The sequence below is a fragment of the Pseudoalteromonas sp. NFXS53 genome (assembly GCF_056629255.1).
The window spans coordinates 128,233-140,557 of record NZ_JBWVBR010000012.1; the positions used below are offsets into that span (position 1 = coordinate 128,233).

At 39.4% G+C, this 12,325-nt stretch carries 11 protein-coding genes; 8 read left to right on the plus strand and 3 right to left on the minus strand.

The features are described from left to right. Nucleotides 1-67: 67 nt before the first annotated feature. From AC1HJP_RS13830 to AC1HJP_RS13865, 8 genes are all read left to right on the plus strand, one after another. On the plus strand, nt 68-679 hold the full coding sequence (locus AC1HJP_RS13830; RefSeq protein WP_480362333.1) for a hypothetical protein: 612 nt from the start codon (nt 68-70) through the stop codon (nt 677-679). Between the two features lie 663 nt (nt 680-1,342). After that, a complete protein-coding gene (locus AC1HJP_RS13835) occupies nt 1,343-1,765 on the plus strand; it encodes a hypothetical protein (RefSeq protein ID WP_480362334.1) in 423 nt (140 codons plus the stop codon). A 146-nt stretch (nt 1,766-1,911) separates the two neighbouring features. Continuing rightward, complete coding sequence (locus AC1HJP_RS13840) at nt 1,912-2,328, plus strand: UPF0158 family protein (protein WP_480362335.1); 417 nt, start codon at nt 1,912-1,914, stop codon at nt 2,326-2,328. Between the two features lie 42 nt (nt 2,329-2,370). Next, a complete protein-coding gene (locus AC1HJP_RS13845) occupies nt 2,371-2,535 on the plus strand; it encodes a hypothetical protein (RefSeq protein WP_480362336.1) in 165 nt (54 codons plus the stop codon). 3 nt (nt 2,536-2,538) lie between these two features. Further along, the gene (locus tag AC1HJP_RS13850) at nt 2,539-3,042 is read left to right on the plus strand and encodes an RDD family protein (RefSeq protein WP_480362352.1); all 504 of its coding nucleotides are present in this window, start codon (nt 2,539-2,541) and stop codon (nt 3,040-3,042) included. A 597-nt stretch (nt 3,043-3,639) separates the two neighbouring features. Beyond that, on the plus strand, nt 3,640-4,410 hold the full coding sequence (locus tag AC1HJP_RS13855; RefSeq protein ID WP_480362337.1) for an alpha/beta hydrolase: 771 nt from the start codon (nt 3,640-3,642) through the stop codon (nt 4,408-4,410). Between the two features lie 40 nt (nt 4,411-4,450). Next, on the plus strand, nt 4,451-5,314 hold the full coding sequence (locus AC1HJP_RS13860) for a GNAT family N-acetyltransferase (RefSeq protein WP_480362338.1): 864 nt from the start codon (nt 4,451-4,453) through the stop codon (nt 5,312-5,314). Nucleotides 5,315-5,664: 350 nt separating this feature from the next. Next, complete coding sequence (locus AC1HJP_RS13865; RefSeq protein WP_480362339.1) at nt 5,665-6,108, plus strand: DUF3291 domain-containing protein; 444 nt, start codon at nt 5,665-5,667, stop codon at nt 6,106-6,108. A 4-nt stretch (nt 6,109-6,112) separates the two neighbouring features. Here AC1HJP_RS13865 and AC1HJP_RS13870 read toward each other — a convergent pair whose 3' ends face one another. From AC1HJP_RS13870 to AC1HJP_RS13880, 3 genes are all read right to left on the minus strand, one after another. After that, on the minus strand, nt 6,113-7,639 hold the full coding sequence (locus AC1HJP_RS13870; RefSeq protein WP_480362340.1) for a sulfotransferase family protein: 1,527 nt from the start codon (nt 7,637-7,639) through the stop codon (nt 6,113-6,115). Further along, nucleotides 7,640-10,120, minus strand: a complete 2,481-nt coding sequence (locus AC1HJP_RS13875; protein WP_480362353.1) for a TonB-dependent receptor — start codon at nt 10,118-10,120, stop codon at nt 7,640-7,642. Between the two features lie 295 nt (nt 10,121-10,415). Next, entirely contained in the window at nt 10,416-12,323 is a 1,908-nt protein-coding gene (locus AC1HJP_RS13880; protein ID WP_480362341.1) for a YfiR/HmsC family protein, read from the minus strand. Nucleotides 12,324-12,325 lie beyond the last annotated feature (2 nt).

A 12,325-nucleotide genomic window follows, 5' to 3' on the forward strand; every position in this document is an offset into this window, starting at 1 on the left:
TGCGCTCATTCTTCGCTTAGTTTAGCCTGCTATTTTCCGACGTTTATTAAGGCGTTAGGTAACTAGCATGGATCGCAAATTCATAAATCAAATTCAAGACCAAATTGATTCTGCTTTTGTTGCAATAAACTACAAAAGACCAAGGCGTTCATGTTGCTACTTTGAGCTTTCGCCTAATGTTTATTCATGGCACGGTATGCCATGTGATAGCAGAGGGCAGGAAGCCATTTATTATATGCTAAATATCGGGCTTCACTTTAGGGATATTGAAGAAACTGCGCGTAAGTATTCTGGATTGAAATATAAAGTAGGTGAAGGTGTCACCATTATGGAAAGCTTTCAAACAGTTTTAGGTGAAAAATATAAACTGTTTACGTTTGACCCTGAAGAGCCAGAAAATATAAAACCAGAGATAGAAAGACTAATTTCCCTTATTCAAATACACGCATCTCGTTGGTACGAAAGAAATAATAACATTGAAGTGGTAACTGAGTTTTTAAGAAGTAATGTAGAGCGTTTAGGCTTTTATCCAGAAAGGTATGCTGTTGCATTAAAAATGCAAAAGCAAAATAAAGTGCTTCAGGAATTTCTGGAGCAACACTCTGAAACAGTAAAGCAGTATGGTAACGACATTGAACAAAGCTGGATAAATTTCGGCAATAATTTAAAGGTTACCTAACAAACGCTTTAACCAAGGACGCAAAACAGCAGGCTTGCGCTCCTTCGTCGCTAATTTTAGCCTGCTATTTTGCGCCGGTTAAGCGAGGCGTTAGCACTACAAGGATAGTTTAGCAATTATGGTGGTAATTCAGACACGCGTACAAGGTTTACTCAACAGGTTGTATACAATGTCCATTCAATACTTTTGGTTCATTGTAGTAGGGTTAATCTTTGCCATGTTCACAGGAGTTTATCCGAAAGACATGGTTTTGTTTTTTTTCATTTTGATAATCTCCATAGTGCTTTTCAGCATCTGGTTATTCGTTTTTAACTCTGGTAGAAGTAAGGTAATTGAATACGGCTTAGAGCTTAATGAACAAGGGATAACATTCATTGATTTTGGCGTTAAAGTCACTTTGGAGTGGAAGAATTTTGAAGGCTTTAAAATTGTTAATAGGTTACCTAGGTTAATAGTTCTAAAAAGCTCGAAAAGTAACGATATAAAGTTTAGCTATTATTTGTTTTCATCTGCTCAAAGAAAGAAATTATTCGATTATTTAGAGTCAAAGTAGTGCTAACAAGCAATTCAACAGGGATTAAAAACAGCGGGCTCTTCGCTTCGCTCGATTTTAGCCCACAATTTTTAACCCGTTAATCGAGCGTTAGCTACTCAATGAAGAATATGCGATATATTTTTGCTATCTTGGCATTAGCCTCAAACTTGTCACATGCATGCACAATTGAAGATAGAAGTTATAAAGAGCTTGTAGCACAAGCCAATCAGGTCTTTATAGGGTCTGTTGTCGAGATACATTGGAGTGACTTTGAAAAACATATACAAAAATACTCGCCAGTAGACAAAGGTGAAATAAAGTTATTAATGGGTGGTAAATATACCTATAGAGTTATTCCACATGAAATATGGAAAGGCGATCCAATCGATTCTATTAAGCTTCGAGGCGGCTATTGTAAAGGCGCTTTCGTAAATGGTGGTGAAACCTATTTAATTATGACATTTGGTGGTAACTCAATTTTGGATAGCAAGGCTTTTCCACTTCACCCTGAACTAATAAAGCTTGTAAAATCTGAGCTAAAGAGTAGCTAACAAGGTCGTAAACGCGGACAAATAACAGTTGGCTTTGTTCGTGCCTCGCAAATTATAGCCAACTATTATTAGCCGGTTACAACGGCGTTAGGTTTAGGACTTACCCAAAAAAAGTAGACACCATCTATAGTTAGATAGAGAAAACTATGACTATAAAGTTCAGTGATGTATTAGATCTATTTGAAATGGTGAATTTTGGTTTATCTTATGATCATCAAGGGTACATCTGTAAGTCGACTGGCAAAACGTACTTACATTCGGAGTTTGGTGAAAACGAAGAAGAACTTCCTGATGATATTGATGAAGAAAAATATTTGATGATCCCTCACAAAAGTGAGTTAAATCTAGGAAGGGATCTTGTTTTCAATTTTGTCATGGAACATTTGCCATCAGAATATGAAAAGATTCGTTCGATTTTCCGATCTAAAGGGGCTTACACTAGGTTCAAGTCAGTGTTAGAGGCTTCAGGCAAAATTGAGCAGTGGTACAAATTTGAAGCAGAGCACACTGAAAAAGCGTTACGCGATTGGTGTTCAATGCAAGATATTGAAATAAGCGACTAACAAGGCGCTTGACTAGGGCTTACTCAAGGGGGAGTTAAGCACATGGATTCTAGTCCTAATTATAATAACTACACACTAGAAGAGCTTTTAGATATTCTAAATCAAATCAACAAAGAGCAGTATCCAGAAAGAGTAAAAGAGATAGACTTAGCTATTTCAAGGAAGATGGAAGATCCAGACACAAAAAAAGAGATGGAGAAGCTCTAAGAAATAAGCAAATACTCAACATTTTGGCCTCGCTTTTGGTCTGCCATAATAGATGGAATTATATTCGCTATAATTTTATATGTTGAATGCTTAATCTTTGATGTCGAATACAGTACTCAAGATAAATTCCTTCAAGCTTTAAACGGCGTTCAATTTGCAATTTACGCCATATTTATGCATGGTTATTTCGGTCAAACTATTGGGAAAATGATTATGGATGTTAAAGTCCTAAATCATGACACCGAGACTGAGATCAACGTTAAACAAGCATTGCGTAGAGAATCTGTTAATTTAGCTTTAAATATTTCTTGGGTCTTTATCATCCTAGTAGTAGCAACATCATTAGAATTATCAGGTGCAATCTCTGAGGGATTATCTTATGCAGTAATTGGCTTTGGAATTTTAGCTATGGCTTGGGGAATAGCTGAATTTATAACCATGCTATTTAATGATAAACGCAGAGCTCTTCACGACTATATTGGCAAGACTGTCGTAGTTCGTACATAACAATCAGTTTAAAAGCGGGCAAAGTTCAGTTGACTGGTTTTGCTTCACATTATAGCCAACCAAATTTCGCCTTTTAACTGAGACGTTAGCTGCCAATCTATTCTAGGTAATCCAACGCTAAGGTTTTAGGGCGAAAGCCTAGAACTATTTTCTCAAATTAATTTCATCCTTGGTTGCCAGTGTCCTAATAGTTTTTTGGCGCCACTTATAAGAGAGAAAGAGTGTGGGATTAATATCCTTCTCTAGGAGTCGTTCTCGACTCTACTGCGATGGGAATTTTTAGGTTTCAGCCTTCTTCAAACAAGACACTTTTGAAATTTAATTATTAAAAACATGATATTACTATATTATGTACTGAAACTAGATAAGTAACCTGAGCTCTGGATAATAAATCTATCTCCAGTGGCTACTTTCAACGTTAACTGCGTTGAATTTACTTGCAATAGGCTAGCTATTGACGCGTAAATTCGCCTGGTTATCGCCAAAAGTCTCCGGCTGCAGACTTGAAAAAAACAACTATCATTTCAATATCAAGACGTTAGTAAATCTCTTAACCAAAGCTCAGGTTAAGTAGAAAAATAAGGATTAATTAAATTCATGAAGTATTTGATGAAAGGGTTAATACTGTTGTTGGCGGGTATTAACTTCACAGTACTAGCAGATGTGATTTTTGACAAATCTCGCGATCGTTACATCCCCATTGAAATCTCTCACCCAACCCAAACTAGCGATTGTAAAGCTCAGTCACCTTGCTTAGTTGCTTTCATAAGTGCGGGATATGGCGTATCACATCTAAATTATCAATTCATTGGCAACTTATTTAAACAAAGAGGCTATATGGTTGTGGCAATTGGCCATGAGTTACCAAACGATCCGCCTTTGTCTGTCTCAGGTAATTTATATGAAACTCGCAGTGAAAATTGGTCTCGAGGGGCTGTGACCCTCGATTTCATTCGTAATAATTTGAAGCCGCGTTTTAAAAACTATGACTTCGATAATTTAACTTTAGTTGGACATTCGAACGGTGGTGATATCTCAGCTTGGCTTGCAAATGAAGGCAAAGACTATATTCAAGATATTATTACCCTAGATCATCGCCGCGTACCTCTGCCTAGAAGAGACGATGTCAAAGTGTTATCTGTTCGAGCCAGTGACTTTCCTGCGGACAAGGGGGTTTTACCCACAGCCAGCGAGCAGCAAAGATTTGCTAGTTGCGTGGTGACAATACCTAAAGCGCGCCACAATGATATGGAAGATGAAGGGCCTGAATGGCTCAAGGCCAAAATAAAGGCTTTGATAGCGGGTTTCTTAGAAGAAAATAGTTGTGCTCAGCTTGCGGATTCTGTCAGTCATAGAGAACATTTGTAAGTAATGAAGCTTAATTAACGCATAAAGCGAAGGAAAAACAATGTCAGGGCAAAAATTCTCAATAAAAGTCGCAAGCTTTGAAGATGTTAAACTTGCCACGAAATGGGCTGAAGATGAAGGTTGGAACCCAGGGCTACATGATGCGAAGTTGTATTATCAAGTAGATACCAGTGGCTTTTATATGGGTTATTTAGGCGATGAACCGATAGCGAGTATTTCAGTGGTGAAATACGACGATGACTTTGGCTTTCTAGGGTTTTATGTCGTTAAACCTGAATATCGCGGTCAAGGCTATGGTTATCAACTTTGGCAACAGGCACTCACGCATTTAGATGGTTGTAATATCGGTTTAGATGGTGTGGTTGATCAACAAGATAACTATAAAAAGTCAGGGTTTAAATTGGCTCATCGTAATATTCGCTTTGTTAGAAAAGGTGGTGTCCTTAAAAGCGCAGAGCAAGTTGATGCAAGTTATGTTCAGTCTTTGTTATCTCTCGATTTTAACGATATTAAAAAGTATTGCGCTGCGTTTTTTCCAGCAGATAGGCACGCGTTTCTAAAAGGCTGGACCACACAAGATAATAGTGTAGCTTTGGGTTACGTTGCAAACGATGTTCTACAAGGTGTGGGTGTTATTCGTCAGTGTGCGTCGGGGTATAAAATAGGACCCTTGTTCGCTGACTCGGCTTATATTGCTCGTGCACTTTATCTGACGTTAAGCGGTCATGTGTCAGAAAACGACGACATATTCTTAGATGTGCCTCAAGTCAACGATGAAGCGGTTAAATTGGCTGAGCATTTTGCAATGACCCAATGTTTTAAAACTGCCAGAATGTACACGCAAACTCAGCCTGAAATTCAGTTGCAGAGAACTTTTGGTATCACCTCATTTGAGATCGGTTAGAGAAATATTCAGCAATCAGGAATCGCCCACGGACATGGTGCTTACTGATTGCACTTATTTTGCAACATTAACTCTTAATCACCAGCTCCACCTTATTAAAAATCTACATGTAAATTATGCCTCTTTTGGTCATAACTTCCTTCTACATTGAATATCGCTTTATGATATAGGAAAAAATTATTGTGCTAGCGTGTTTGAGCAAGGGACTTATTGTTGTTTATTTTTAAATAAGTTACTGATTGAATATTGAACTAAAGCATTTTGACCTTATTTACTTAATTGATAGACAAGTTGTTGAGCGGGTGTGATTGCGATGCAACTTAGCCTTTTGTTTTTTCATGGAGAGAGTCATGCATTTAGCACAATTGAATATAGCCCGAGCAAAATACCCTTTAGATGCTCCAGAAATTAAAGACTTTGTTGATAATCTCGATGTGGTAAATGCCACAGCGGAACAAAGTGAAGGCTTTGTATGGCGGTTAATGGATGAATCGGGTGATGCGACGAGCATTCAAGCGTTTGACGATCCGAGTTTGTTAATCAATATGTCAGTATGGACAAGTCCAGACTCCCTTAAAGACTTTATGTTTCGTACCCATCACCGTGATTTTATGCGACGTAAAGGCGAGTGGTTCGAAAAGCTAAATGAAGACTCTTATGTATTATGGTGGATTGAAGAGGGGCACATTCCCACCGCTGAAGAAGCAAAAGCGCGCTTACAATATTTAAGAGAGCATGGTGACTCTCCTTATGCGTTTACTTTTAAAGCCAATTTCACGCCTGATGATTTATAACGGTTTATGCAGGATAAATCCCCTTAAATTTATTGATGGAACGCGTGTTCAGGGGCTGTCTTATTTGCAGCTTGCTGGCGGTTGCTGAGAAGTAATTATGTTGATGAAAGTCAAGGGGATCACCTTCGACTTCGATATTTAGAAATTTGAATAAATCTGCAAGCTGAGAGTGTGGTTCGCTCACTAAATTTTCATAATCGACACGCATAAAGCTTTCGCTAAATATTTGCTGCCAATGGGTACCTAGCTTCATAAAGTCGTCGTAACAGCCATTTATATGTTGCCAATCAAAGCTGTAATGATGAAAAGGACTGTTTACTTGGTAGGCTTGTCTAAAATTACCAACACAGGTATCGAATTTATTACGCACCAGCCAGATGATTTTCGCATTGGGAAACAGCTTCAAAATCACGTCTACAAAATAGAGGTTAAACGGTTGTTTATCTATGCCTCTTATATTGTTTTGTCGCAATTCTGCTTGCTTGTTTTTTTGGTTAAGTATTTGAGTATATTGCTTAAGAAGTAATTCAGGAGTATCCGAAAGGGTTAATTCTGTTTGCTTATAAAACCCCGCTTTTATATTTAGTAATTGAGGTAAAAAACTCAGTTCACCGAGCGCTTTGAGTCGTGGTTGCGTTGCTAAAAGTTGCTCTAACAAGCTGGTACCAGAGCGGGGCATGCCAACAATAAAAATAGGGGCAATGGCTTGGTTACTGCTTAGGGGCGCATCTTTAAAAAGCGCTGCTAGATGTTCTTTGGTAGCACTGAGAATGCGATTTAAACAAAACTGCTGGTGGGCGTTTGCGTCAAACTGAGCGCTTTGTGCTGGTGTTTGTTTACTTAATTCAAAGCTTTGCCATGCTGCTTTGTAGTCATTCTGTGCTTCTAGATATAAGGCTTTGGCATAATTGAGGTACTGGCTTTTAGGCTTCTGTTCGAGCGCCTTTTCTAACAAAATTGGAATAGTATTCGATTTGTCAGCTTTGAGCTCAGCGAGTGATAAGTGCGCCAATTCGTTTAAAGGCTGTTGCTGTATTACAGACTCAAATAACTTTTCAGCATCTTGTATTTTGCCAGCCATTTTTAAGCATATCGCGTAATTTAAACTAATGTTTGTGTTTAACTCATCAAATGAATGCGCTTGCTCGAATAAACTGAGTGCGTGATATGGTTGGTTGAGGCGAAGCCATAAATTCGCGGCCAAATCTAGCTCGATTGCAGAAGCTGAAAGTGGGTGTGCTGTATTAAAGGTTAAGCCTCTGAGTATATTGTCACATTGTTGGTGATCGCCCGCCAACAATGCCGTTTTAGCTAGGTGAAGTGTAATAGGTAATGACGGCGCTAAACTCAGTGCTTTGTTAATAATTTTAAGCGCTTTGCTTTTATCTCCAGCGAGTAAATTTAGATCAGCCAGAAAGCCCCAAGCCTGCGGGTTGTGGGGCTCTTGTTGTAACCAAGACACCAATAAAGGGTGCGCTTTGGTGAGCGCGCCCTTTGCAAGGTATTCTTTAACTTGACTGGCTATGTTCATTTATAACTCAAACTGGTAGTCAAATTTAAGGCCAATAGTACGAGGTGTGGTGACATAGTGCCCGTACACACGTTGTAATTCTGGCAGTGCTTTTGAAAGCTCTGGATATTTGCCTTCGCCCGCCCAAGACTTATCTCGACGCACAGAAGTTTGCGCGTATTTATCGAATAAGTTGTTCACATATAGGGTGGTTGACCAAGCTTCACCGGCAAGTCTGAAGCTTAAATTACTCATAGCGTAACCAGCTAGGGTTTCACCGTCAGCTTTTAAACCTACTTTGGTGATCACATCACTTTGTGCCGTTAAGCCATAGTTGATGGTCAGTAGTTTATCTTCCAATACGTCGGTGTTGTAGGTTACGCCAAATGACAACTGATGCTTCGGGGCTCCCGGTAATCGGTCGCCTTTTTCACCATTGTAGTAAGGTTGATATTTGGCGATTTCTTCGCTGCTGTAGTCGTCTTCAGAGAAAACCGCAAACAGTGCTGGCGCGTCTTGGGTTAACTCTGCATCGGCATATGAATAGGTTAAATACGTGCTTAAGTTATCGGTTAATATTGCGCGAGTCGCGAATTCAATACCTTTACTTTGAGCTTCACCGGCATTTGACGTAATAATGGCTTTACCGTTAACCGTGGTTGCTTGAATTTGTGCATCATTCCACAGCACATTAAAGGCTGCGATATTCAAATGTAACTTGTTCTTAAACCAAGTCGACTTTAAGCCTAACTCATAGTTGGTGGTGGTATCTGGCTTATAATCCACCTCGTGTGGTAACGCACAAATGATCTGTTGATCAGGCAATACCTCAGGGCATGACATTACGCCATTACCACCGCCTAATCTAAAGCCTTCGCTGATAGTGAAGTAGGTCATGACATTGTTATCCCACTTGTAATCAACATTAAACTTAAATAATGAGCCATTGTCGCTGGCTTCAACCAGTTCCATTGGAACTTGGCTGATGCTGCTAATATCACCTGAGTATAGCGGTGTAACAGCACCAGACAGTGATTTTACTTCATACTCATAAAAACGCGCACCGACAGTGGCATTCAGTTTATCGCTAAACGCATAGCCAACTTCACCAAAAATAGCTTGTTCTTTGTTGTCGTATTCACCCAGTGCTAAATACTCTAGGTCTTTTTCGATATTGGTGATATCGCCGCCCCAAAAATCGCTAAGGCCTGGCGTGTATTCACGGTCGTCTGAACTACCTTCGGTTTTGTTGTAATAGACTCCAGCTATCCAATTTAACGCTGTGTCGGTTTTAGACACTAAACGAATTTCTTGTGTGAGGTTTTTCACTTTACTGGTGTCGTCAGTTAGTGCGGTAAAGCTTGGGAAGTCAGCGTAACCTGGCCAAATATCATAAAGCAGATCGGTTTGGTCACGTTGACCCACTTGTTCGTAGTCGGTTAAACCCGTTGCAGAAACAAGCTCTGCAAAGTCTAAATCTACTTTTAATTCAAGGCTGAGTAGCTCATCTTCTTGGGTATTTGGCTCTAATACGCGATAGGCAGACTCGTATTTACCAACTTTGTCAGCAAGCGGATTGCTGCTCGCCAAACTTTGATATTGGCTAATGCTGTTCGCGCCGTTTTTTTGTTTTTGATAGAAGTAGTTAAGCGTTGCCTCAAACACATCAGACGGCTGATAACGTAAAGATACGCGAGCTGTGGTAATGCTTTCGTCGTTGGCATCTTTATGTTGTGTGATGTTTTGTGCAAACTCTTCTGAGTTGTTCCAGTCAATATCTGGCTTGCTAACACCCGGAGTTTTAACCACATAGTTGTAATCGATATATCCAGGATGGGTGTAATGGTTAAAGCTCGTTCTCAGTGCCAGTGTGTCTTCAATCAATGGCAGGTTTAAAACTGCACCAAACTCGCCACCTTGGCCGTCGCTTTCAGATAGGGCAAACACGTCGCCGCTCACTTGTACTTCAGTGTAATCAAGCTCAGGTGCTTTTAGCATATAGCGAATAGCACCGCCTAATGTACCCGCACCATAAAGCGTGCCTTGTGGGCCAATCAGCACTTCTACACGTTCGATATCGGTTAAACGTAAATTAACACTCAGTGGAATTTCACCTAAATAAGTGGCAACCGTACCAGAATCAGAGGCGCGTTCAGATGAATTTGTATTCAAACCGCGAACAATGATAGGTGAGCTTTCACGGCCGCCCTGATCGGTAATGGTTAAACCAGGCACCCAGCGTGATACAGATTCAAGGTCAGTGATGTTTTGTTGCTTCATCACATCATTGTCGACCGCTGTAATATTGAGTGGGGCTTCTTGCACTGTGCCTTTTCGTCGTGTTGCAGTTACCTGAATAGTCTCAATCTCTTTAGAAAGTTGCGCTTTTAACTCAGTATTAGGCTGAGTTTGCGCGTGTGCAAATGTGCTTGGTAAAACCGCAGTAGAGACTGCAAGGGCAATCATTGAAGGACGAAAAAGCGAGAACACGTAAAACCTCATAGTTAATTTGAACGTCATTTTGAGAACGGTGATTCTACTCATGTTTATTCAAAAATAAAGAATTAATATTCACTTTTTGTGGTTTTTTATTAAATTTTCTTTTTCTTGTTGCTTTATTTTCTAATTATTATTTAACTATTTACAAAGTTAACGTTTTTATCTCATTTAGAAACTGTTTGGTGAGCACATTGCACCAGTCAATTTACACTGATGTCGGTGTTATTGAGGAAATAGAAAGCACATTAAACATCTTTGTTAGTCGAGTCACATCTAAGATGCTTTTAGCTTTTAGCTTTTAGCTTTTAGCTTCTTTAATTGTAAAAGGAAAAGACAGCTCAAAGTGTGCGCCGCTTTCACTTTCTAAGCAGGTGATATTTCCCTGCATTTTTTGGGTGATTAAGTTATAGCAAATACTCAAGCCCAACCCTGTCGAGCCTGAATTTCGGTTTGTGGTGAAGAAAGGGTCGAAAATTTTATCTATATTCTGTTTGTCTATGCCGCACCCATTGTCTGTGTAATTAATGAAGATGTGTCCGTTTTCTTGTTTTACTTCGAGTTGGATGTGCCCAGCTTGTTGAGATTTAAAGCCATGAATAAGTGAATTAATCACAAGGTTGGTGATCACCTGAGAAAAAACGCCGGGATAAGTGTAAATACGTTTTTGAAAATCACAGCGAATAGAAACATCAACTTGGGCGCGTTTAAGCTCATGTTTTAAACTCGTGATGATTTCGTGTAGATAATCTCCTATTTCAAACTCTCTGGCTGCTTCAGATACTTGGTCAGCTGACACTTGCTTAAAACTTTTGATCAGATCTGCAGAGCGGCACAAATTTTTGAAAATGATATCGGTTGCTTGTAGCTGCTCCTCAAGAATACGCTCAAATTTTTGGCTTGATAGTTTTTTATCTTTGAAATCTGAATAGATCTCTGTCGAAATCGCGCTTAGGTGGGTGACGGCTGTAATTGCAGCCCCTAATGGTGTGTTAACTTCGTGCGCAACCCCCGCCACTAAACCAGCAAGTGACGCCATTTTCTCTGATTCAACGAGTTGCTTTTGCGTTGATATAAGCTGCTGATTGATGTTTTCTAGCTCTTCGTTATGTGCTTCTAGTAGCTTGTTTAGGGCTTGTTTACGTTTAGATAAATACCATAGGTTTGCCGCAAGCACAGCAAAAGCTATCAATGCGCCTAGGCTAATAAATAGCACATTAGTGGTTTGTTCTACTTGTTTTTCTTTGACCTGCAACGCTTGTTCTTTTTCTTTGAGGCCATTTGATAAACGATTTAATTTTTGAGTTTGTTGTTCAATGTGTTGTTGGTTTTTATCAATAAGTGCCGTTAATTTAAGACTTTGCTCGTTCATTTTATCAAGTTCACTTTGAGTCTCGCTCACTTTATTTTGTTTATCTTTGAGTAGGCGTTCTTTCTCAGCTAATTGATTGGCAAGGTCGTCTAATTGCTTTTCATGGTCAAACTGAGTCTGTTTGATTTTATCACTGAGTCGAAGTAGCTCTTTGTTTCGGTTATTTATCTGCGCTTGTTTTTGTTCTATTTGAGTTTGTTTACTGGTGATGGTTTGTTGTTGGTTTTTTATATGGTTGTTTAACTTATCGATTTGTTTAGCTGAATTGGAGAGTTTGGCGGTCATCTCTTTAACCATATGAGCAACATCAATCTCAGAGCCGCCGAGCAAGACAATATCCTCACTGATTGTGAGTCCCTGATAAAGCAGGTTATAGCGGTTAAGGTTAAAAGACAGCGTTTGTTTGTCGGTTTTATAAAAGTTAATGCCAATCAATTTGTTGTCAGAGACATATTCGCTGACGAGCAAGGTTGCTCGGTCGCCTAACAAGGCATTGATCCCAGAAATATATCTGTTGTGGCTTTGTCCTATTACTAAAATATGTGCGTCTGTTAAAAGCACATGTTCTGCTTTAGAAATGCGGCTTAATGTTAAAGGGTATTTGGACGCTCCAGAGCTCGCCATACTTTGAAGGGCCTGCCAATATTGGTCATCATTACCCATGTATGCGACATTTAATTGCTGTGGACTGTTTGGCCAATTTATAAAGTGGCTAAATTGACCTATAAAAGCTGACTTTAGGGTTTGTTCAGAGGTTGTGTCTTCTGCATTATTGTTAAAGCTGCTTAGCATGAGCACAATACAGAATGTTGAAAGTAAAAGATATTTTATGGCCATAC